At 72.6% G+C, this 21,914-nt stretch carries 20 protein-coding genes and 3 pseudogenes; 6 read left to right on the top strand and 17 right to left on the bottom strand.

Annotation, left to right across the window (positions count from 1 at the left end; translation table 11 throughout):
* Nucleotides 1-95: 95 nt before the first annotated feature.
* Both U5640_RS41275 and U5640_RS41270 read left to right on the top strand, forming a co-directional pair.
* On the top strand, nt 96-1,064 hold the full coding sequence (locus U5640_RS41275; protein WP_340384349.1) for an acetylxylan esterase: 969 nt from the start codon (nt 96-98) through the stop codon (nt 1,062-1,064).
* A 103-nt stretch (nt 1,065-1,167) separates the two neighbouring features.
* Nucleotides 1,168-2,335, top strand: a pseudogene (locus U5640_RS41270) (serine hydrolase domain-containing protein).
* A gap of 17 nt (nt 2,336-2,352) precedes the next feature.
* On the opposite strand, the gene U5640_RS41265 reads toward U5640_RS41270, so the two are convergent.
* The gene (locus U5640_RS41265; RefSeq protein WP_340384348.1) at nt 2,353-3,078 is read right to left on the bottom strand and encodes a class I SAM-dependent methyltransferase; all 726 of its coding nucleotides are present in this window, start codon (nt 3,076-3,078) and stop codon (nt 2,353-2,355) included.
* Nucleotides 3,079-3,083: 5 nt separating this feature from the next.
* Nucleotides 3,084-3,647 (bottom strand): PadR family transcriptional regulator, encoded by a 564-nt coding sequence (locus tag U5640_RS41260; RefSeq protein WP_340384347.1) that lies wholly within the window; start codon nt 3,645-3,647, stop codon nt 3,084-3,086.
* Between the two features lie 80 nt (nt 3,648-3,727).
* Here U5640_RS41260 and U5640_RS41255 point away from each other — a divergent pair, with 80 nt between their 5' ends.
* Complete coding sequence (locus U5640_RS41255; protein WP_340384346.1) at nt 3,728-4,132, top strand: nuclear transport factor 2 family protein; 405 nt, start codon at nt 3,728-3,730, stop codon at nt 4,130-4,132.
* A gap of 49 nt (nt 4,133-4,181) precedes the next feature.
* Here U5640_RS41255 and U5640_RS41250 read toward each other — a convergent pair whose 3' ends face one another.
* Together U5640_RS41250 and U5640_RS41245 are read right to left on the bottom strand one after the other, a co-directional pair.
* Nucleotides 4,182-5,099: a hypothetical protein gene (locus tag U5640_RS41250; RefSeq protein ID WP_340384345.1), complete on the bottom strand. Its 918-nt coding sequence runs from the start codon at nt 5,097-5,099 to the stop codon at nt 4,182-4,184.
* Nucleotides 5,100-5,239: 140 nt separating this feature from the next.
* Nucleotides 5,240-6,073 (bottom strand): alpha/beta hydrolase, encoded by an 834-nt coding sequence (locus U5640_RS41245; RefSeq protein ID WP_340384344.1) that lies wholly within the window; start codon nt 6,071-6,073, stop codon nt 5,240-5,242.
* A 144-nt stretch (nt 6,074-6,217) separates the two neighbouring features.
* Between U5640_RS41245 and U5640_RS41240 the strand changes: the two genes are divergently transcribed.
* From U5640_RS41240 to U5640_RS41230, 3 genes and pseudogenes are all read left to right on the top strand, one after another.
* Nucleotides 6,218-6,667 carry a helix-turn-helix domain-containing protein gene (locus U5640_RS41240; RefSeq protein ID WP_340384343.1) on the top strand — a complete coding sequence of 150 codons (450 nt, stop codon included), beginning with the start codon at nt 6,218-6,220 and terminating at the stop codon, nt 6,665-6,667.
* A 438-nt stretch (nt 6,668-7,105) separates the two neighbouring features.
* Nucleotides 7,106-8,251 (top strand): transcription termination factor Rho, encoded by a 1,146-nt coding sequence (gene rho, locus U5640_RS41235; RefSeq protein ID WP_340384342.1) that lies wholly within the window; start codon nt 7,106-7,108, stop codon nt 8,249-8,251.
* Between the two features lie 82 nt (nt 8,252-8,333).
* Nucleotides 8,334-9,227, top strand: a pseudogene (locus tag U5640_RS41230) (serine hydrolase); the annotation flags it as partial.
* A 35-nt stretch (nt 9,228-9,262) separates the two neighbouring features.
* Here the strand turns inward: U5640_RS41230 and U5640_RS41225 are convergent.
* From U5640_RS41225 to U5640_RS41165, 13 genes and pseudogenes are all read right to left on the bottom strand, one after another.
* The gene (locus tag U5640_RS41225) at nt 9,263-10,654 is read right to left on the bottom strand and encodes a glycosyltransferase 87 family protein (RefSeq protein ID WP_340384341.1); all 1,392 of its coding nucleotides are present in this window, start codon (nt 10,652-10,654) and stop codon (nt 9,263-9,265) included.
* Nucleotides 10,651-12,048: a polyprenol phosphomannose-dependent alpha 1,6 mannosyltransferase MptB gene (gene mptB, locus U5640_RS41220; protein WP_340384340.1), complete on the bottom strand. Its 1,398-nt coding sequence runs from the start codon at nt 12,046-12,048 to the stop codon at nt 10,651-10,653. The genes U5640_RS41225 and mptB overlap by 4 nt, the downstream gene beginning before the upstream one ends.
* Nucleotides 12,049-12,182: 134 nt before the next feature.
* The gene (locus U5640_RS41215; RefSeq protein WP_340384339.1) at nt 12,183-13,121 is read right to left on the bottom strand and encodes a glutaminase; all 939 of its coding nucleotides are present in this window, start codon (nt 13,119-13,121) and stop codon (nt 12,183-12,185) included.
* 47 nt (nt 13,122-13,168) lie between these two features.
* The gene (gene aspA, locus U5640_RS41210) at nt 13,169-14,581 is read right to left on the bottom strand and encodes an aspartate ammonia-lyase (protein ID WP_340384338.1); all 1,413 of its coding nucleotides are present in this window, start codon (nt 14,579-14,581) and stop codon (nt 13,169-13,171) included.
* 285 nt (nt 14,582-14,866) lie between these two features.
* Nucleotides 14,867-15,886 (bottom strand): asparaginase, encoded by a 1,020-nt coding sequence (locus U5640_RS41205; RefSeq protein WP_340384337.1) that lies wholly within the window; start codon nt 15,884-15,886, stop codon nt 14,867-14,869.
* A 41-nt stretch (nt 15,887-15,927) separates the two neighbouring features.
* Nucleotides 15,928-17,368: pseudogene (locus tag U5640_RS41200) on the bottom strand (amino acid permease).
* Nucleotides 17,365-18,042, bottom strand: a complete 678-nt coding sequence (locus tag U5640_RS41195; RefSeq protein ID WP_340385635.1) for a FadR/GntR family transcriptional regulator — start codon at nt 18,040-18,042, stop codon at nt 17,365-17,367. Before U5640_RS41195 ends, U5640_RS41200 begins: the two are co-directional and overlap by 4 nt.
* A gap of 195 nt (nt 18,043-18,237) precedes the next feature.
* Nucleotides 18,238-19,074 (bottom strand): undecaprenyl-diphosphate phosphatase, encoded by an 837-nt coding sequence (locus tag U5640_RS41190; RefSeq protein ID WP_340384336.1) that lies wholly within the window; start codon nt 19,072-19,074, stop codon nt 18,238-18,240.
* A 94-nt stretch (nt 19,075-19,168) separates the two neighbouring features.
* Nucleotides 19,169-19,534 (bottom strand): fluoride efflux transporter CrcB, encoded by a 366-nt coding sequence (gene crcB / locus U5640_RS41185; protein WP_340384335.1) that lies wholly within the window; start codon nt 19,532-19,534, stop codon nt 19,169-19,171.
* Nucleotides 19,531-19,911: a DUF190 domain-containing protein gene (locus tag U5640_RS41180; protein WP_340384334.1), complete on the bottom strand. Its 381-nt coding sequence runs from the start codon at nt 19,909-19,911 to the stop codon at nt 19,531-19,533. The genes crcB (U5640_RS41185) and U5640_RS41180 overlap by 4 nt, the downstream gene beginning before the upstream one ends.
* A complete protein-coding gene (gene crcB / locus U5640_RS41175; protein WP_340384333.1) occupies nt 19,911-20,372 on the bottom strand; it encodes a fluoride efflux transporter CrcB in 462 nt (153 codons plus the stop codon). Before crcB (U5640_RS41175) ends, U5640_RS41180 begins: the two co-directional genes overlap by 1 nt.
* Nucleotides 20,373-20,428: 56 nt before the next feature.
* Nucleotides 20,429-21,406, bottom strand: a complete 978-nt coding sequence (locus U5640_RS41170; RefSeq protein ID WP_340384332.1) for an SMP-30/gluconolactonase/LRE family protein — start codon at nt 21,404-21,406, stop codon at nt 20,429-20,431.
* 79 nt (nt 21,407-21,485) lie between these two features.
* Nucleotides 21,486-21,773 (bottom strand): ArsR family transcriptional regulator, encoded by a 288-nt coding sequence (locus U5640_RS41165; RefSeq protein WP_340384331.1) that lies wholly within the window; start codon nt 21,771-21,773, stop codon nt 21,486-21,488.
* Between the last annotated feature and the right edge of the window lie 141 nt (nt 21,774-21,914).

The raw sequence follows: 21,914 nt of genomic DNA, 5'->3' as shown, positions 1-21,914 counted from the left end.
TCGTGGCGGGGCGGGTGACACGGTCTGGCGGGGGCCGTCGAGGGGCACGTACGGTGTGATCATTCGTATGGCCCATTGACAAAAGGCGGTCCTTCATGGCCCTGTTCGACCTGTCTCTCGAGGAGCTCCACGAGTACCGCAGCGAGTCCGTCGAACCGCAGGACTTCGACGCCTTCTGGTCCAAGACGCTCCAGGAGACCCGCGAGCACGACCTGGACGCGCGCTTCGAGCGGGTCGAGACCGGCCTGTCGACGGTCGACGTGTACGACGTGACGTTCGCGGGATACGGCGGGCACCCGGTGAAGGGCTGGCTGAAGCTGCCGGCCGCCGCCGAGGGGCCGCTGCCGCTGGTCGTGGAGTTCATCGGGTACGGCGGCGGGCGCGGGCTGCCGCACGAGAACCTGCTGTGGGCGTCGACCGGCCGGGCCCACTTCGTGATGGACACCCGGGGCCAGGGCAGCGCCTGGGGCGGCGGCGGTGGCACCGCCGACCCGGTGGGCGGCGCGCCCTCCTACCCCGGTTTCATGACCCGGGGCATCGACGCGCCGGAGCACTACTACTACCGCCGGGTCTACACGGACGCCGTGCGCGCGGTGGAGGCGGCCCGCTCGCACCCGCTGACCGACGCGAGCCGGACCGTGGCGCTGGGCGGCAGCCAGGGCGGCGGGATCACGATCGCCGTCGGCGGTCTCGTACCGGACCTGGTGGCGGTCGCGCCGGACGTGCCGTTCCTGTGCGACTTCCCGCGCGCGGCGACCCTGACGGACCGTCACCCGTACCGGGAGATCGGCCTGTTCCTCAAGACGCACCGGGGCCGCAGCCAGGACGTGCTGCGCACCCTGTCCTACTTCGACGGCGTCCACTTCGCCGCGCGCGGCACCGCGCCCGCGCTGTTCTCGGCGGCGCTGGAGGACCAGACCTGCCCGCCGTCCACGGTGTTCGCCGCGTTCAACGCCTGGGCGCGGCAGGACAAGGCGATCGAGGTGTACGACTTCAACGACCACGAGGGCGGCGGCCCTTACCAGGAGGCGGCCAAGCTGCGCTGGCTGCGCGCGTACGCCTGAGGCCCCGGCACACCCCTTCCCCCCAGTCCGACCAGTCGGTATGTTCAGGGGGCCCGGGCCGCGCGGTGGCGGTCCGGGGTTTCCGGCGTCCGACGGAGGGCCCATGTCCGAGCACGTGCCACAGGTTCACGGCCACTGCGACGCGCGTTTCGCCGCGGTGCGCACCGCGTTCGAGGAGAACTTCCGCGACCGGGGCGAGCTGGGCGCCGCGGTCGCCGTCACGGTCGACGGGGTGCCGGTGGTGGACCTGTGGGGCGGCTGGGCCGACGGGGCACGCACGCGCCCGTGGGAACGGGACACCCTGGTCAACGTCTGGTCGACGACGAAGGGCCCCACCGCGCTGTGCGCGCACGTCCTGGCCGACCGGGGGCTGCTCGACCTGGAACGCACCGGTCGCCGCGTACTGGCCGGAGTTCGCGGCGGCGGGCAAGGAGAACGTGCTGGTACGGCATCTGCTGTCGCACCGGGCGGGGCTGTCCGGGCTGCGCGAGCCGCACTCGCTCCAGGAGTTCTACGACTGGGGGACGACCACCGCGCGCCTCGCGGCGACGGAGCCCTGGTGGGAGCCGGGCACCCGGTCCGGCTATCACGTGTTCACGTACGGCTTCCTGGTCGGGGAGGTCGTCCGACGGGTGTCGGGACTGCTGCCGGGGGCGTTCCTGGAGCGGGAGGTGACGGGCCCGCTCGGCATCGACTTCACCGTGGGGCTGCCGGAGAAGGAAGCCGGGCGGGTCGCCGAGCTGGTGGCCGCGCCGTCCCCACCGGCCAGCGAACAGGCCGCCGTGTTCGCCCAGTTGACTCCCGAGGCGATCGCCGCCCTGGCCAATCCGCTGGTCGGCGTCGCCGAGGCCAACTCACCCGCGTGGCGGGCCGCCGAGATCCCGGCGGCGAACGGCCACGGCACGGCCCGCGCGGTCGCCGCGCTCTACGGCGTCGTCGCCGGGCGCGGTTCCCACGGCGGTCGCCGGGTGCTCTCCCCCGCGGCCGCCGAGCGGATGCGCGAGGGGCAGGGTGCCTGCCGGGACCTGGTGCTGGGGGCCGGACTCGGACATGACACGGAGATGGCGCTGGGGCTCTGGCTGAGTGGCGCGGAAGGCTCCTACGGGCCCAACCCGCGCGCGGCCGGTCACGACGGGTACGGCGGCTCCTGCGGGCTCGCCGATCCGGAGGCCGGGGTGTCCCTCGGCTATGTCATGAACCGCATGGGGCCGAGGATCTCGGACGACCCGCGCAAGATGGCGCTGGTCGACGCCCTGTACAGCGCCTTGTGACCGCCCCGGCCCGGGCGTCACGCCTCCCGTCGGGCCTCGACCATACGGACCCGTGGGCTTCCGTCGCCGCGCGTGCCGAACTCGGGCAGCGCGCGGAGGTCCACGCGGAACCCGGCCCGCTCCAGCTCCCGCCGCACCTCGCCGAGCCGGAAGGCGCGGTAGTACATCACGAACGGCGGCCGCCACACGGCGTTGCGCACCCGCATCACCGCGTCGAAGCCGAGGAGCATCCAGAAGGCGGGGTCCGCGGGGCGGGGCGGGGCGAGCACGGGGAACGCGAAGCGTCCGCCCGGCCGCAGCACCCGGTGCACCTGGGCGAAGAGCCCGGGCAGCTCGCGGGGCAGGAAGTGCCCGAACGCACCGAAGCTCACGACCAGGTCGAAGGCGGCCGTGAAGGGCAGGGCGCGGACGTCGGCGCGTACCAGGGCCACCCGCGCCCCCGTCCCGGGCGCGCGACCACGCGCCTCGTCGAGCATGCCCGCGCTGAAGTCGACGCCGGTCGCGCTGCGGGTGCAGACACGCGCGAGGACGTCCAGTCCGGCGCCCGTACCGCAGCACAGGTCGAGGCCGTCGCCGTAGGGGCCGGACTTCTTCAGGGCGGCGGTCACGGCGGACAGCACCGAGTCCGGCGTACGGAAGGGGGTGTGGTCGAACTTGGGCGCGAGGAGGTCGTAGCCGTGCTCGACGGACGACAGGGCCTGGACGGCGAGTTCGCGCAGGCTGGGGCCGTGGGGACTGAACATCGCCCTCAGCCTACGGCGGCCCGGCGCCCGAGGAGCACGCTCGCGCGCTCGCACCAGCGGATGTTCTCCTCCTCGAAGCCGATCCCGGCCATGAGGGTCAGGTAAGGGCCGATCCGTTCGGCCTCGGCCAGGTACACGTCCTCGGTGCGCCCGGCGAGCAGCCGCTCGCGGACGCGCAGGTAGCGCGCCAGCCTGGCCCGGGACCAGCCGAGCCGTTCCTCGATCAGCGCGAGGCCCGCCGCGGGGTCGACGCCGTCCACCGCCTGGATCTTGATGAGGAGTTCGTCGCGGATCGCGGTGGGCCGGCGGGGCGCGGTGGCGGCGAACGCGTCCAGGTCCGTCCGGCCGGCTTCGGTGAGCGTGAACATCCGCTTGTTGGGGCGGCGTTCCTGCTCCACGACCCGTGCCGCGATCAGCCCGTCCCCCGCGAGCCGCTCCAGCTCGCGGTAGAGCTGCTGAGGGGTGGACGACCAGAAGTTCGCGAAGGAGACGTCGAAGAGCTTGGCCAGTTCGTAGCCCGAGGCCTCGCCTTCCAGCAGGGCGGCCAGGACGGCGTACTTGAGGGACATGTGGACACGGTAGCAGCGGGTGATTATTGTCGACCGCACCTAGTAAACGAATTGATTATGAAACTCTTTGGGGTGATCCGATGCGCGCGTTCCGTGAGGCGGTCGAGGCCGGCGATCTCGGGGCCGTCGAGGCACTGCTGGCCGAGGACGTGGTGTTCAGCAGCCCGGCCGTCTTCAAGCCGTACGCCGGCCGGGCCGTCACCGCGGCGATCCTGCGCGCGGTGTCGGAGGTCTTCGAGGACTTCCGGTACGCCCGTGAGCTCACCGGGGGCGAGGGCCGCGACCATGCGCTGGTGTTCACGGCGCGCGTGGGCGAGAAGCAACTGACCGGCTGTGACTTCATCCATGTGGACGAAGACGGCTTGATCGACGAACTGACGGTCATGGTCCGGCCGTTGTCGGGCCTTCAGGCCTTGGCGGCGGCGATGGGGGCACGGTTCGAGGCGATCACGAACGCGCTGGACGCGCCGGTGGCCGACCGCTGACGCGGAAGCCGGCCACCGTGCCGCGGAAACCCGGTGTGCTGGGCGGACCTCAGTCCTTGAGGTCCGCCAGAGTCGTCCTCGTGTCCGTCTTCAGCATGTCCGACACCTCGTCGAGGGTCGGCGGGTCCTTGTCGTCGTCGTACGAGGAGTAGTAGGCGCTGTAGGTCATCGTGTACGTCACCCAGCCGTCCCGCACGGCGAGCGTCGCATAGAGCGAGCCGCTCGACGAGCCGGAGGTGGTGTCGTTGCTGACGAGGTAGGCCTCGTCGCCGATGCCGGTGACGGTCTCCACGTCGTAGCCGGTGTGGCTGTCGCCGTAGTTCTTCCAGGCGGCGGTGAACTCCGGTCCCGGATCGGTCTTCTTGTGCAGGTCCAGCTGGGCGTAGAGGTACGCGTCCGCGTACGTCGACGCGGTCTTCTTCAGGCTGATGCTGCACAGGCCCTCGTCGAGGGCGTCGTCCTCGAGCCGGTTGCGGGTCGGGGAGCCGTCGTTGTCGGGGTACTCCGCCTTGAAGGAGGAGTAGTCGAGGGCGTTGCACAGGTTGGACGGGGACGTGTAACCGGCCAGGTCCGCCTTGTCGGGGCCGGTGATCAGGAAGACGCCGGCCGCCCAGGCGGCGGAGGCCACCAGGGCGCCGAGGGCGGCCCACAGGACGGCTTTCCCGGCCCCGCCGCCGCGGCCGGCGGGCGGCGGCCCCACCACGGGGTACGGGCCCGGCTGGAGGTAGGGATTGCCCGGCTGGGGCTGCGGCGGGCCCGGCTGACCGGGCTGCGCGGGGACGCCGACCAGGGTCGGCTGGGCGTAGACGCCCTGCGGGGCACCCTGGGGCGCGGGCGCGGCCGGCGGGAATCCCAGCGGGCCGCCGACGCCCGGCGACTGCGGGCTCGGGTAGGGGTAGGCGCTCGGCGGGGCCGGAGCGTCGGACGGCGATGTGGGCTGCTGCGGCGGCTCAGGCGGCGTGGACATGACGTGAAGATAAGGGCCGGATGGCGGTCAAGGCCCTTGACGTGCGGGATCGTTACGCTCTAGGGACATCTGCCGTAAACATCGGAGAGGCCGGGTTTTCCCCGGCCTCTCCCGTGTCCTGCAGTGCGGACGGCAGTGGATCAGGCGGTCGCCTCCAGGGCGGTGCGCAGGCTCTGCGCGAAGCCCTTCGGGTGGGTGAGGTTGCCGTTGTGGCCGCCGGGGAAACGGGTCAGGCCGGTGCCGAGTCCGGCGGCCAGCTCCTCGGCGCAGCGGTAGTCGAAGACCGTGCGGGGAGTGGTGCGTCCGGCGGCGGGGACGACACGGACCGGCCCTGCCTTGAGGGCGTCCAACTCGGCGGGCGGCAGACCGGCGTCGCGCAGGGCGAGGGCGTCGTGACGGATGAAGAAGTCGAAGTCGGCCTCGCGCGAGGCGTCGAGGGGGGCGAGCCGGGCGCCGGGCTCGGTCTCCTGCCGCGCCGGGTCGATGCCCAGCAGCTCGCCGATCCGCCGAACCCCGGCGATCCAGCCGTCCCGCTGGAACACGGCCCGCATCTCGTCCAGTTCGGCCTGCGTGCGCAGCCGTTCCGCCTCGGGCAGCAGGCCGGGGACGGCGGGCTCGTGGGCGACCAGGGTGCTCAGCTGCCCGGGGTGCCGGGTGGCGAGCCGCAGCCCGATGACGGCACCCATGCTGCAGCCGAGCATGAGGACGGGCCGCTCGGTGAGCGCGGCGAGCAGCCGGTGCACGTCGTCGACGTGCTCGTCGAGTGACGCGCCGGAGCCGGGCCGGTCCAGGGCGCTGCGGGAGAGGCCGCGGCGGTCGTACGTCACCACGGTGTACGCGTCGATCAGGTGGTCGGCCATCGCGTCACTGCGGTTGGCGTCGCCCTCGCCGCTCTGCGAGACGAGCAACAGGGGCCCGCGGCCACGGACTTCGTAGTGCAGCGTGGCACCGGGGACGGTCAGGGTGGACTGCATGGGGCCTCCTCCGTGGCGGGTTCCTGCTGGGCCGGCATCGCGCGCCGAGACCTACACCGACACCTTCACCGTAATCCATCATTTTTGATGCATCAAGACTGATGCATCAAATCTGATGCATCATCTCCGATGTAATCTGCCGCCATGAACGGAGTCGAGCTCTTTCTGCTGGGCCGCACGCTGATGAAGATCGGCGAGGAGGCCATCCCCACGGAGGGGATGGGCCCGCGCTCCACCAGCACCCGCTCGATGCTGATCGTGCTGCTCGACGTCTACGCCCACCCCGACACCACCGTGGGCGAGATCACCGCCCGGACCGGGCTTCCGCAGAGCGCGGTGTCCGGGTGCGTGGCCCGGCTGAAGGAGGTCGGCTCCGTGGTCGCCGCCCCCGACCCGGCCGACCGGCGCCGCACCCTGCTGCGCCGTGGCCCGGAGGTCTCGGGCCGTCGCGCCGAGGTGGCCGCGACCCCCGTCGACTCGGCACTCGCGGACGCCCTCGGCACGGACGACCCCGACCGGATCGCCGACACGGTCGACCTGCTCGAACAGCTCGCCGAGCGCCTCTCCCCCGACGCCCTGGGACGCCTTCGCTAGTGCCGTGACCGGAAAGGTTCACCGGCTCGCGACGCCCGGCACGGCACCTCGCCGCGTTGTCGCATCACCCGAGTACATCCAGTACGCGGGCGACGCTCCGCCTTGCGATGCACCGCACCGGACGCCGCGAGCTTCCCGGCAAACCTTCCCGGTCACGGCACTAGCCCGCCCGGGAATACCCTGTGGTACAGTAGGGTTAGTACCTGTGTAAGTCCCGGTCCGGGCAACGTACTGATTCTCCTTCAGCCCGCTGATCCGCCCGCCGTTCTCCATCGGCCGGTGCAGTGGCTTTCCCGCACCACCTCGGCAGCGGACCCGCTCCGCCGTACCCGAGGTGCTGCTCCTCGCCGCCCGAGGTGCGCGACGCGCCCTCCCTTCGCGGCCCGCTCCCTCTCTTCACCTGCCTCATGCCTTCCGTCCGTGAAAGGACCGACCACCATGACCACCACTCTCGAACACCCCCCTGTGCAGCAGACCCCGGCCCGGGTCGCCGCCGGTGTCCTCGACATCGACGCGAGCGGGACGGGGCACCTGCGGGCCGCGGACTGTCTGCCCGCGCCCGGCGACCTCCAGGTCCCGGCCGCCCTGATCCGCCGTCATGGACTGCGCAAGGGCGACCTCGTCGAAGGGGTGCGCGGCACCCAGCGCGCCCTGACCGAGGTGGCCCGCGTCAACGGCCGTACGCCCGACGCCCTCCACGGCCGTCCGCACTTCCGTGACCTCACTCCCCTCCACCCCCACCGGCGACTTCGCCTCGAACACCCGGCCGCCGGACTGGCCGGACGGGTCACCGATCTGATCGCCCCCGTCGGCAAGGGCCAGCGCGGACTGATCGTCGCACCGCCCAAGTCCGGCAAGACCGTGCTGCTCCAGCAGCTCGCCGCCGCCGTCGCCGGCAACCACCCCGAGACCCGCCTCATGGTGCTGCTGCTCGACGAACGCCCCGAGGAGGTCACCGACATGCGGCGCTCCGTGCGCGGCGAGGTGTACGCCTCCACCTTCGACCGGGCACCGCGGCAGCACATCGCCCTCGCCGAACTCGTCGTCGAGCGGGCGAAGCGGCTCGTCGAGGCGGGCGAGGACGTGGTGATCCTCCTCGACTCGCTGACCCGGCTGTGCCGGGCGCACAACAACGCGGCCGCCGCCGGGGGCCGCACCCTCAGCGGCGGCGTCGACGCGACCGCGCTGATCGGCCCCAAGCGGTTCTTCGGGGCCGCGCGGGCCGCCGAGGAGGGCGGCTCGCTCACCGTCCTCGCCACCGCGCTGGTCGAAACGGGCTCCCGCGCCGACGACTTCTTCTTCGAGGAGCTGAAGAGCACCGGCAACATGGAGCTGTGCCTCGACCGCGAACCGGCCTCACGCCGCGTCTTCCCCGCCGTCGACATCAACGGCTCCGGCACCCGCTGCGAGGAACTCCTCCTCTCCGCCGCCGAGTTGACCGCGACCCGAGGACTGCGCCGGGCGCTCCGGGCCCGCGACGGCCAGGCGAACCTGGAGACCCTCCTGGAGCGGCTGCGGGAGACCCCCGACAACGCGACGTTCCTGCGGCGGATCCAGCCGACGCTCCCGGCCTCGAACCGCTGAACGTGCGGCATCCGGGTGCTCACCGGCCCGCCTACGGCACGGGCAGCGCGGGGAACGCCCCACCGATTCCTACGTTGATCATATGAAGATCGGATTCCCTTCTCGGGTCGGACTGTCGGCCTGTGTCTTCTGCGCGGCAGGTGCCCTGGCCCTCGGGCCCACTGCGGCCGCAGCCGGAGCCGGCCCCACCGCCACCGCGGTACGGGCACGGACGCCGCAACGGGCGCACACGCCGGAGCCGTCGCTCCTCTTCCGTGCCGGTACGCAGGTCAGACCCCACCGGGGCGCCCCCGAGGTCCCGGACCTCTCGGCACTGTCCTGGCTGGTGGCCGACGCCGGCAGCGGCGAGGTGCTCGCCGCGGCGAACGCGCACCGCAGGCTGCCGCCCGCCAGCACCCTCAAGACCCTGTTCGCACTCACCGTGCTGCCGGTCCTGCCCGCGGGCGTGCGGCACGAGGTGTCCGAGGAGGAACTCGCGGACATCGGTCCGGGCAGCTCTCTCGTCGGGGTCGCCGAGGGACAGACGTACTCGGTCGCCGATCTGTGGCGCGGGGTGTTCCTGAACTCCGGCAACGACGCCGTGCACGTGCTGGCCGCCCTCAACGGCGGCTGGCGGGCGACGACCGCGCGGATGCAGGAGAAGGCGCGGGCGCTGGGCGCGCTGGACACCCACGTCCGCTCGCCCGACGGCTACGACACACCGGGGCAGGTGTCCTCGGCGTACGACCTGGCGGTGTTCGGCAGGGCCGGGCTGCGCCGGGCGGACTTCTCGCGCTACTGCGGTCTGGCCGAGGCGACCTTCCCGGGGCGCGCGGGAGGGTCGTACGGCATCGCCAACACCAACCGGCTGCTGACCGGGCACGACGGCGTCGAGCCGTACCCGGGGCTGATCGGCGTCAAGAACGGCTACACGAGCCACGCCGGCAACACCCTGGTCGCCGCCGCCCGCCGGGGCGGGCGCACCCTCGTCGTCACGGTGATGAACCCGCGGCAGGGCGGCGGGCACGCCGTCTACGAGGAGGCGCGCGAGCTGCTCGACTGGGGGTTCGCGGCCGGCGGACGGGTCGAGCCGGTGGGGTCGCTGGACGCGCTGCGCGCCCGGCCCAGGCCCGCCGCCGGACCCGTGGCGGATTCCGGGGCGGACCCCGTGGCGCGGTCGGCGGCGCACGCGGCGGCCGTGCCCGTCGCGGCCGGGCGGGCCGGCTGGTCGCGGGCGGCGGCGATCGCGGGGGCGGCCGTCCTCGGCGGGTCCGTCGTCGCGCTGGCGCTGTGGCTCGTGGGGCGGCGCTCGGCGCGGGACTGACCGGCCGGCAGGAACAGCAGCAGGCCCAGCGTGACCCAGGTGTAGGTGTTGCTGCCGAGGAAGCCGTCGACGCCGGAGGCGTCGTCGAACCAGAGCCACACCACGCTGGTGCACAGCACCGCGTACAGGGCACCCGCCACGCGCGCGTGCCCGGCGCGCAGCAGCACGGCGAACGACGGCAGCAGCCAGACCAGGTGGTGCACCCAGGTGACCGGGCTGATCAGGCAGGCGGTGACGCCCGTGAGGGCGAAGGCCGCCTGCCAGTCCCCGGCGCCCACCGCCCGCCGGGCCCGCCGGGCCCACACGGCCAGCACCACCAGGACCAGCGCCGCCCACACGGCCTTGCTGTCCACGCCGAGCCGGGCCAGGACGCCCTGGAGCGACTGGTTCGACACATAGCCGAGCCGGCCCACCCGGCTGGTGTCCCACAGCGCCTGCGTCCAGTAGAACCGGGACGCCTGCGGGGCGACCAGGGCCGCGCACGCCGTGGCGGCGACCGCGACGGCCGTCGCCACGGCGGCCGCGCGCCGGCGGCGGGCGACCAGCAGCAGCCCGATGAAGACGGCCGGGGTGAGCTTCACGGCCGCCGCGAGCCCGATGCCCACTCCGGCCCAGCGGCCCCGGCCGCTCGCCAGCAGCCAGGCGTCGGCCAGGACCAGGGCCAGCAGGAGCAGGTTGACCTGGCCGAAGCTGACGGTGTCCCGCAGCGGTTCGAACAGGGCGAGGACACACGCCGCGAGGACCAGGCCGTACCAGCCGTGCCGCCGCCAGCCCGGCCCCGCCAGCACCCGGAGGACGACGGCCAGCGCCGCCAGGTCGAGCAGCAGGGCGGCCGCGATCGCGGTCCGCAGTCCGACCAGCGCCATCGGCAGCATGGTGACGGCCGCGAACGGCGGATAGGTGAAGCCGTACGGCGTCCCCGGCACCCGGTAGTCGTAGACGTGGCCGCCGTGGTGGATCCAGGTGTTGACGGTGCCGTAGTAGACGCGGAGGTCGAACCAGTCGCGCAGCAGCGGGACCGTGGCGGTGAACAGGGTGACGGCGGCGACCAGACAGCCCAGGAGCAGCAGACGGCCGCGGTCGGTGGCGGGTGCTCTCATGCCGTACGCACCGGCGCGGCCGGCGCCTGGGCCGCGAGGTGGGCCTGCCACAGGACGACCGCGGCGAGCGCGCCGCCGCAGACCGCGAGGAGCAGCCGGCTGCCGTCGGCGGGCCCGCCGTCCGGCAGGACGGCGAGGGCGAGGACACCGGCCACGGCCGCCATACGGTGCCGCACCGAGGTACTGGGGGCCGCCGCGGCGATGAGGAACAGGCCCCACAGCGCGTACCAGGGGCGGATCGCCGGGCCGAACGCGGCCACCGCGGCGAGGCTCAGACCGAGCGCGTACACCGGGCGGGGGCGCAGCCGCCACCAGATGGCGACCAGGGCGACGGCGGTGACGGCCAGGCCGAACGCGTGCCAGGCGGGGACGGCCAGCGGGGCGAGATCGCTGCCGAGGTGTTCGAGGAGGGCGCCGGTGGCGCGGCCGAGGAGGCTGGTGAGGGCCCAGTTCTGCGGGGACACCGGCGTGTCCAGGGCGGCTATCCAGCCGTAACCGGTGCCCGCGAGGGCGGTCGCGGCGACCGTGGTCGCGGCGCAGGCGGCCAGGGTGGTCAGCACGGCCCGCGCGGGATGCCGGCCCGCGCGCACGGCCAGCAGCACGACCGCGGCGAGCCCGAGGATCGCCGGGGCCTTGACCAGGGCGGCGAGCGTGACGAGGACGGCCGCCGGGACCGGTCGCCGGGCGAGCGCGGCGACCAGTCCGATGCCGAGCAGGCCCAGCATGACGGCGTCGTTGTGGGCGCCCGCCACCAGGTGCAGCAGCACCAGCGGGTTGAGGACGCCCAGCCACAGGGCGGCGGCCGGGTCGGCGCCGCTGTGCCGGGCGATCCGGGGCAGCGCGACCGCCATCAGCGCCACCCCGCACAGCGCGACCAGCCGCATGCCGAGCAGCCCGGCGGGCAGTTCTCCGTGGGTCAGGCCGTACAGCGCGGCGGCGACGGCCATGAAGACCGGTCCGTACGGGGCTCCGGTGTGCTGCCACAGCGGGGCCACCTCGGCCGCGAGCGGGCCGCCGAGCCGGGCCGGGCCGTGGGTGTACACGTCGATGTGGGCGTTCACCATCGCGCCCTGGGCGAGATAGCTGTAGACGTCCCGGCTGAACAACGGCGGCCCCGCCACCAGGGGCGCCGCCCAGACCGCGAGGACGAGCACCAGGGCGCGCGGCGTCGGCGGCTCGGCGCCGCGGACGAGCCCGCCCAGCAGGACCCAGGCCGCGGTCAGCAGCACCAGCCCGAAGTACACGCCGACCAGACCGAGGACGGCGTGCACGGAGGACGGGGCCAGAAGCTCCCGCGCGGGCAGCGCGCCGGCGCTCTCGCCGCCCAGCGCGAGACAGGCCGTACCGGCCAGGCCCATGACCTGGCAGCGACGGAGATCAACGGGGAAACCCATGGCCAACACTCGGTCAGCGTGTCAACGCGGGGTGGCCGGAACCTGACGTGCCGCCCTCCGCCCGGGGACCTGCGCGTGACCGGTGCGTTTCCCCGCGGCCGCCGGGCGTCGGGCGTCGGGCGTCGGGCGTCGGCTCAGAACACCGACAGGCCGGTGAGGGTCGTGAAGCGGTCCAGGGCCGCGACGCCCGCCACCGAGTTGCCGTGTTCGTCCAGGCCCGGGCTCCAGACGCACAGGGTGCAGCGGCCGGGCACGACGGCGATGATGCCGCCGCCGACCCCGCTCTTGCCGGGCAGGCCGACGCGGTAGGCGAACTCGCCGGCCGCGTCGTAGGTGCCGCAGGTCAGCATGACCGCGTTGACCTGCTTGGCCTGGCTGCGGGTCAGCAGCCGGGTGCCGTCGGCGCGGATGCCGTGCCGGGCGAGGAAGGTGGTGGCGAGGGCCAGGTCGGCACAGGACGCGGTGAGCGAGCACTGGCGGAAGTACTGGTCGAGGAGGTCCGGCACCGGGTTGTCGATGTTGCCGTAGGACGCCATGAAATGGGCGAGGGCGGCGTTGCGGTCGCCGTGCGCGGACTCGGACGCGGCGACCTGCGCGTCGAAGTCGAGCCCGGGGTTGCCGCTCTCGGCCCGCAGGAAGGCGCGGAGTGTGCCGGACGCGTCTTCGGTACGGGTATGGAGGCGGTCGGTGACGACGAGGGCACCGGCGTTGATGAACGGGTTGCGCGGGATGCCGTGCTCGTACTCCAGCTGGACCAGGGAGTTGAACGGGTTGCCCGAGGGCTCGCGGCCCACGTGCTCCCAGAGCGCGTCGCCCTCGCGGGCCAGGTCGAGGGCGAGGGTGAAGACCTTGGTGATGGACTGCGTGGAGAACGGCTCGCGCCAGTCCCCCACGCCGTACACCGTGCCGTCGAGCTCGGCGACGGCCATGCCGAAGCTGCGCGGATCGCGGGCGGCCAGCGCCGGGATGTAGTCGGCGGGCCGGCCGCGCCCCGGGGTGTGCTCCAGCTCCTCGGCGATGCGCTCCAGGACCGGCTGGAAGGCGAGGGACGACGTCGTTGTCATGATCACCATTGTGCCTCCGGGCCGGTCCTGGTGCGTCACCGCAGGTCAGGAAGGGGTCACAGCTGGGGTGCCCCGCTGCCGGCCAGCACCTCGGGGCGGAGCAGGTCGGCGAGCCGGTCGGCGGGCAACAGGCCCTTCTCCAGGACGAGTTCGGCGACGCCCCGGCCGGTGACGAGCGCCTCCTTGGCGATGTCGGTGGCCGCGGTGTACCCGATGTGCGGGTTGAGGGCGGTGACCAGGCCGATGGAGTTCTCGACCGTCGCGCGCAGGGTCTCGGTGTTGGCGGTGATGCCGTCGACACAGCGCTCGGCCAGGGTGAGGCAGGCGGCGCGCAGATGCGTGATGCTCTCCGACAGCGAGTGCAGGATGATCGGCTCGAAGGCGTTGAGCTGGAGCTGTCCGGCCTCGGCGGCCATCGTGATGGTGACGTCGTTGCCGATCACCTCGAAGGCGACCTGGTTGACGACCTCGGGGATGACCGGGTTGACCTTGCCGGGCATGATGGACGAGCCGGCCTGCACGGGCGGGAGGTTGATCTCCCCGAGGCCCGCGCGCGGACCGGAGGACAGCAGGCGCAGGTCGTTGCAGCTCTTGCTCAGCTTGACCGCGATCCGCTTCAGCACACCGGACATCTGGACGAACGCGCCGCAGTCCTGGGTGGCCTCGACCAGGTTGGCGGCGGTGACCAGGGGCAGGCCGGTGATGTCGGCGAGGTGGCGGCGGGCGGACTCGGCGTATCCGGCGGGAGCGTTGAGCCCGGTGCCGATGGCCGTGGCGCCGAGGTTGATCTCATGGATCAGCTGGACGGCCTCGTCCAGACGGTTGCGGTCCTCGTCGATCATGACCGCGTACGCGGAGAACTCCTGACCGAGCGTCATCGGGACCGCGTCCTGCAGCTGGGTACGGCCCATCTTGAGCACGCTGCGGAACTCGACGGCCTTGCGGCCGAAGGAGTCCTGCAGCACGGCCATCGCCTTGAGCAGGCCACGGACCGCGAAGACCGTCGCGATCTTGACGGCGGTCGGGTAGACGTCATTGGTGGACTGGCCGAGGTTGACGTCCTCGTTGGGGTGCAGGTACTGGTACTGCCCCTTCTCGTGCCCCATCAGCTCCAGGGCCCGGTTCGCCACGACCTCGTTGGCGTTCATGTTGGTGGAGGTGCCGGCACCGCCCTGGATCACGTCCACGACGAACTGGTCGTGCAGCCTGCCCGCGCGGATCTCGCGGCAGGCGGCGACGATCGCGGCGGCCTTCTCGGGCGCCAGCAGGCCGAGTTCCTCGTTGGCGAGGGCGGCGGCCTCCTTGACGGCGGCGAGCGCGTCCACGAGGTGCGGGTAGGCGGAGATGGTGGCGCCGGTGATGGGGAAGTTCTCGGTGGCGCGCAGGGTGTGGACGCCCCAGTACGCGTCGGCGGGGACGTCCCGGTCGCCGAGCAGGTCGTGTTCGCTGCGGGTGGCTGCGGCGGTCATGAGGTACGAGTCCTCTTTCTGAGGGTGATGAGGGTGAGGGGGAGCCTGCGACGGCGGCGGCACGCGGCCGGCTCGGACGGAACGGGGTGGGTCCGCCCGAGCCGGCCGGAACACCGGACCGGTGGTGACCGGACCGGCGGGTTCGGGGCCGCCGGGGTGGTACGGCCGACGCTGCGGGGAACGGCCTCACGGACCGGGCCGCCGTACGACCCGGTCGGGTCGCCGTACGACCGGTCGGGCCGTCCGCCGGTGGCCACCGCGCACACTCGGTGGCCACCGGAGTCGTCAGGCGCAGGCGCGGACGGTCACCGGGTCCAGGGCCCGTACCGGGCGGACCGAGCCGACCGGTACGCCGCCGCCGAGCAGCGCCTCGCCCGCGAACTCCGTGAGGAGGGCGGGGTCGACGCCCGCGCGGGCGAGGGCGGCCGCGGCGACCGGGATCCGGGCCCGGTTCGCGCCGTCGGAGATCTTGACGGCCACCGCCCGGCCGTCGGGCAGGGCGGCGACCTGGACGCCCTCGAAGCCGTCCTTGGCGAGCAGACCGGGAACGGCCCGCATCAGGGCGGCCACGTCGCGGTCGGCGCCGGAGGCCATCTCGGCGTGGTCGCGCATGGCGTCGGCGACCCGGGCCTCGGGGGTGCCGGGCGCCGCCGTGGTGATCCGGGCGGCGGCCCGGGCGAGCCCGTGCAGGGAGACGGAGAAGAGCGGGGCGCCGCACCCGTCGACGGTGACCCGGGCGATCCGCTGTCCGGTGAGGTCCTCGACGATCTCCGCGATCGCCTGCTGGAGCGGGTGCTCCGGGGCGAGGTAGTCGTCGAGGGTCCAGCCGTTGAGCTTGCAGGTGTACAGCATGGCCGCGTGCTTGCCGGAGCAGTTCTGCGCGAGACGGGAGGGCTCGCGGCCCTCGCGTATCCAGGTGTCGCGGACCGCCGGGCCGTACGGCATGTCCTCGACGTTGCGCAGGTCGTCCTCCGTGAGGCCGGCCAGCTCGAGGATCCGCCGTGTCCCGGCGAGGTGGCGTTCCTCGCCGGAGTGGCTGGCGGCGGCGAGGGAGAGCAGCTCGCCGTCGAGCGGCAGTCCGGCCCGCAGCATCGCGACCGCCTGCACGGGCTTGAGCGCGGAGCGCGGGTAGAACGCGGCCTCGATGTCGCCGAGCTGGAACTCGACGTCACCGCCCGCTCCGCGGACGACGACCGAGCCGTGGTGGACGCCCTCGATCGCTCCGCCTCGGACGAGGTGGGCGACGGGAGCGTGGAGGGGTTCACGGATCGCGGGGGCGTCCGCGAGGGAACTGCTGTACGTCACTGCCTGGATCACTGGGGAGTCGTCGTGGGCCGGCGCCGGGTTCACGCGTCGGCCTTGGCCTGGGCGCGCTCGATGCGGCCGCGGATGGCGTACCAGCCGGCGACGAGCGCTCCGATGATCAACGGCAGGCACAGCACGGTGGTGCGTCCGGCGCCGCCGTCGGCGTACATGAGGACCAGGACCGAGGCGAGGAAGAACAGGGTGACGAGCTCGGTCCAGGGGGAGCCCGGGGAGCTGGTAGCCCGGGCGGGTCAGCTCGCCCTTCTGGGTCTTCTGCCAGAAGAGGAGGTGACAGACCATGATCATGCCCCAGGTGGAGAGGATGCCGATCGCCGCGAAGTTCAGGACGATCTCGAAGGCGTCCGCCGGGACCACGAAGTTCAGGCCGACACCCAGGACACAGATGCCGCTGGTGAGCAGGATGCCGCCGTAGGGCACCTGGGTGCGGCTCATCTTCGCGGTGAACTGCGGGGCGGAGCCGTTGACGGCCATGGAGCGCAGGATGCGGCCGGTGGAGTAGAGGCCGGAGTTCAGGGAGGACATGGCCGCCGTGAGGACGACCAGGTTCATCACGCCGCCCGCCGCCGGGACACCGATGTTGGACAGCACGGTGACGAAGGGGCTCTCGCCGGACGTGTACTTGTTCCACGGGAGCAGCATCGACAGCAGGACGACCGAGCCGACGTAGAACAGGCCCACGCGCCACATGATCGAGTTGATCGCCTTCGGCATGATCTGCTCGGGGTTCTCGGTCTCGCCGGCGGCGACACCGACCAGCTCGACGGAGGCGTAGGCGAAGACGACACCCTGGATGATCAGCAGCATGGGCAGCAGGCCGTTGGGGAAGACGCCGCCGTTGTCGGTGATCAGGGAGGGGCCGGGGGTGATGCCGTCCACCGGGTGCTGGGTGACCAGCAGGAAGATGCCGATACACATGAAGACGACCAGGGCGCTGACCTTGACGATGGCGAACCAGAACTCCAGTTCGCCGAAGATCTTCACCGAGATCAGGTTCACGGAGAGGACCACGGCCAGCGCGATCAGGGCGATCACCCACTGCGGTATGTCGGAGAACATGCCCCAGTAGTGGGTGTAGGTCGCGACCGCGGTGATGTCGGCGATCCCGGTGGTGGCCCAGTTCAGGAAGTACATCCAGCCGGCCGTGTACGCGCCCTTCTCGCCGAGGAACTCCCGGGCGTACGACACGAAGGCGCCGGAGGAGGGGCGGTACAGGACGAGTTCGCCGAGCGCGCGCACGACGAGGAACGCGAAGACGCCGCAGACGGCGTACGCGACGAAGAGGGAGGGCCCGGCGTCGGCGAGCCGGCCGCCCGCGCCGAGGAAGAGGCCGGTGCCGATGGCACCGCCGATCGCGATCATGTTGACGTGCCGGTGCTTCAGCGACTTGCTGTAGCCGTGGTCTCCGGCGTCGATGTGACCGGACGAGGGGCGCGTCTCGTCTTTGAGGTGCTGTTCGCTCACGCCTCGGGTCCGCCTTCCAGGGGAGTGATCGTGCCAGGGGAGCGCACGATGTCGGTGAGGGTCGTCTCGACGCGGTCGAGGTGATGGCTCATCGCCGCCACCGCGTCGTGCTCGGAACCGTCGATCAGGGCCTCGACGATGGCCCGGTGCTCGCGGTTGGACTGTTCGCGCCGGCCGCCCAGCTCGTTGAGGAAGGCCGACTGACGCGCCAGTGCGTCCCGGATCTCCTCGATGACCCGGCGGAAGACCGGGTTCTGGGCGGCTTCGGCGACGGCCAGGTGGAAGAGGGTGTCCATCGCGACCCACGCGGTGGTGTCCGTCTCCCGTTCCATGCGGTCGAGCAGATGGGCCAGGTGGTCCAGGTTCTCCGGGGTGCGGCGCACGGCCGCGTACCCGGCGACCGGGATCTCGACGTGGCGGCGCACTTCCAGCAGGTCGCTGGCCGCGTAGTCGCCGAAGGTGGGGTCCTCGACGGTGTTCGCGATCACGAAGGTGCCCTTGCCGGTCTTGGCGACCGTCAGGCCCATGGTCTGCAGGGCGCGCAGCGCCTCGCGCAGCACGGGCCGGGACACCTCGAGGGTGCGGCAGAGCTCCGCCTCGGAGGGGAGCTTCTCACCGATGGCGTACTCGCCACGCTCGATGGCGCCGCGGAGGTGACCGAGCACCGCTTCCATGGCGCTGACGCGCCGCGGTGCCGGACCACCTGTCTGGCTGTCTGACAGGTTCACGGGAGTGATGTTCCGGTTTATGTATGGCTGGTGTCAAGGGCACCGAAACGAAAAATTCAGCGGGCGGGAGACCTGTATCCAGGACTTCCCGCCCGCCGGTGATCGCGCAGGTGACCGGGCCGGTGATCGACCGCCCGGAGATCAGCTGTTCAGCACACCGGTGCCGAGCAGCCCGAACAGCAGGACGCCGATGACGATCCGGTAGATCACGAAGGCGTTGAAGGAGTGCTTGGCGACGAACTTCAGCAGCCAGGCGATGGAGGCGTACGCCACCACGAAGGAGACGGCGGTGCCGACGGCGAGCGGGGCGGCGCCCACGCCGGTGCCGAGCGCGTCCTTCAGCTCGTACAGGCCGGCGCCGGTCAGGGCGGGGATGCCGAGGAAGAAGGAGAGCCGGGTGGCGGCGACGCGGTCGAGGTCCAGGATGAGCGCGGTGGACATGGTGGCGCCGGAGCGGGAGAAGCCGGGGAAGAGCAGCGCGAGGATCTGGGAGCTGCCGACGAGCATCGCGTCCTTGAACGAGGTGTCGTCCTCGCCGCGCTTGTGCCGGCCCATCTGGTCGGCCGCCCACATCACCCCGCTGCCGGCGATCAGCGACCCCGCGACGACCCACAGGGAGGCCAGCGGGCCTTCGATGAGGGGCTTGGCGGCGAGTCCGACGACCACGATCGGAATCGTCGCGTAGATCACCCACCAGGCGAACTTGTAGTCGTGGTGGACGCGCTCCTCGCGGTGGCGCAGGCCCCGGAACCAGGCCGACACGATCCGCACGATGTCCTTGCGGAAGTACACCAGCACGGCGGCGATCGCCCCGACCTGGATCACCGCGGAGAAGCCGACGACCGCGTCGTCGTCGACCGGGATGCTCATCAGGCCCTCGGTGATCTTCAGATGGCCGGTGGAGGAGACGGGGAGGAACTCGGTCACTCCCTCGACGGCTCCGAGGACGACGGCTTGGCCGACGGAGATGGCGCTCATGGAATCCAGTTCTGAGGAGACGGTTCGGTCGACAGTGCTGTAGACGGTCGAGTGGTGTACACAGTCCTACCAGGCGCGGACGGGTGCGGACCGTCTACGACCACACCGCCTGGCCTATCGCGACCCCCGCGAACGCGGCCCCCAGGCCCGCCACCAGGCTCCCCAGGACGTTGGCGGCGGCGTAGAGGCCCGCGCCGGTCTCCGTCAGCCGGAGCGTCTCGTACGAGAACGTCGAGTACGTGGTCAGCGCCCCGCAGAAGCCCGTGCCCAGGAACAACCGCAGGTCGGGGCCGACGGAGGCGGCGCCGGTCAGGGTGCCGAGGACGAGACAGCCGGTCACGTTGACGACGAAGGTGCCCCAGGGGAACACCGAGTCGTGCCGGGACTGCACCACGCGGTCGGTGAGATAGCGCGCGGGGGCGCCGACCATGCCGCCCGCGACGACCACCAGCCAGTTCACAACGACTTCTTACCCTTCACGTCCGTTTCATCCTGGTTCTTGGCGTGGCCCCCGTACCTGATCACATGGCACTCGTCGAGCACGGCGAGGCCGTCGACCACCAGCTCGTCGAGCTGCGGCAGGAAGGCCTGCACCCGCTCCTCCGTGTCCACGACGACGATCGCGACCGGGAGGTCCTCGCTGAGCGAGAGCAGCCGCGAGGTGTGGATCCGGGAGGAGGCGCCGAAGCCCTCCACCCCGTGGAAGACACTGGCGCCGGCGAGTCCGGCCGCGTGGGCGCGGTGGACGATCTCGCTGTAGAGGGGCTTGTGGTGCCAGGTGTCGTTCTCGCCGACGAACACGGTCAGGCGCAGGGCGTTGCCGGACAGCCTCGTCATCACTGCCTCCTGAGGCGGGTGGGCAGGGCGCGGCGGGTCGCGGTGGCGGCGAGCCACACGGCGCCGAGGGCCGCGCACAGGGTCGCGGCGAGGTAGGCGAACGCGGTACCGGGGCGGCCCGCGTCGACCAGCCGCTGGACCTCGACGGTGTACGTCGAGAAGGTGGTGAAACCACCGAGGACACCGGTGCCGAAGAACGGGCGCACCAGCCGGTGCACGGTCAGCACCTCGGTGATCAGCACCAGGAAGACGCCGATCACCGCGCAGCCGGCCACGTTCACCCAGAAGGTGGTCCAGGGGAAGCCGCCGGTGGCCGTGGGCCACCGGAGCGCGGCGGCGTAGCGGGCGGCGGCGCCGATCCCGCCGCCGACGGCGACGGCCGCGACCACCGGGAGCTGACCGGTCCCGGTGGTCCCGCGCGGGGTCCTGGTGCGGAGGCTCTCGGCCTCGGAAGCTGACATGTCGCACCAGCGTATCGCCGGGGGGGTCGGGGCACCGAGGGCGCCGTCATGACCGGTCAGGGGTGCCGCTCGGGCCGGGGTGCCTCGCAGACGGCGACGCCGGGTTCCCGGAGGCTGCCCAGGATCAGCCGGCCGCCCGTCTCGCAGACGCTGGTCACCATGCGGTAGCCGGAGCGGCGCCGGGTGAGGTGGGTGACGGTCCGGCCGTCGTCGTCGAGCGCGAGGACCCCGATCGTGCCCGAGGGGCGGTACGGCGCGCGCAGGGCCACGCGGGCGGCACGGCGGCGTACGGCGGGCCGGGCGCGGTGCAGGAGGTCGGGCGGGGGGACGCGCGGGCCGGCCAGGGCGACCCGGATCGGACCGTCGGGGGTGCCCCGCCACAGGTTGTCGGGGAAGCCGGGCAGGTTCTCGGCGAAGGGTTCGGCCTGTCCGGCGCGGGGGCCGGTGAGGTGGAACCGGGTGAGGCGGCGGGCGCCGGTCTCGGCGACGACCAGGAACGTGTCGCCGGCGCCGCGGGCGATCCCGTTGGCGAACTGGAGGCCCTCCAGGACGACCTCGGCGTCGTCCGCGCCGGGTGCGAGGCGCAGCAGCCGCCCGGTACCGGTGTGTCCGACGAGGTCGCCCATCCAGTCGTGCAGCGGGTGGACGCGGGTGGAGACGGTGAAGCAGACCGTGCCGTCGGGCAGGGCGACGACGTTGCTGCAGAAGCGCAGCCGCTCCCCCGCCGCCGTCCGGGTGAGCACGCGCACGTTGTCCGGGCCGCCGTCGGGATCGACGCGCAGCAGGGCGCCCTCGGCGTCGCACACCAACAGGTCACCGTCGGGGAGGAGTTCGAGGCCGAACGGACGGCCGCCGGTCTCGGCGACGCAGGTGACGCGGGTCGCGGACGGGTCGTCCAGGCCGTCGATCCGCAGGATTCGTCCGTCGGCCACCCCGGTCAGCACCCGTCCGAGGGAGTCGGCCACGACGTCTTCGGGTCCGTGCCCGGGGAGAGCGAGGTACCTGATCGGAACGAGGGCCGTCCGCCGGTCCACGGGGTCCGCCTTCCTGGAGGAGGCGGCCGTCCTCGCAGGTGCTCGGGCGTCCGTTCCCGGGGGCCGGTTCAGGGGCCGGTCACCATCCCTTCTCGAAGATGCGCGCCACCTCGGCGATGCGGATCTCGTCCCGCCGGTAGTACACGCGCCGCTTGACACGGGTGGCGCGCAGCAGGCCGAGGTCGGTGAGCAGGGCGAGATGGGACACGGCGACCTCGCGGCGCACCCCGAGTCTCGCCGCGACGGCGTCCGCGCTGACGCCGTCCTCGACGAGGTCGGCGTGCCGCTGGGGCGGGAAGTGCCGGTGCGGCTCCTTGAGCCATTCCAGGATGACCAGTCGTCTCTCGCCCACGGGAGTCCTCGGCATCGTCGTCCTCCTCCGTCCTGGCCTCCTGGTGCCGTGTCGTCCCACTCTTCCGCAGTCGGGGGTGCCGTGTCCCGCACTCCGCAAGCCTTGGCCGGGATCGAACAGCCCCGAGGCGCCCGGCGGTTCGGGAAGGAGGGCGGA

It is taken from the genome of Streptomyces sp. SS7 (assembly GCF_037993025.1).
Lineage (GTDB): Bacteria > Actinomycetota > Actinomycetes > Streptomycetales > Streptomycetaceae > Streptomyces.
Note: the sequence above shows the minus strand (reverse complement) of the source record. Positions and strands in the feature narration are given on the sequence as shown.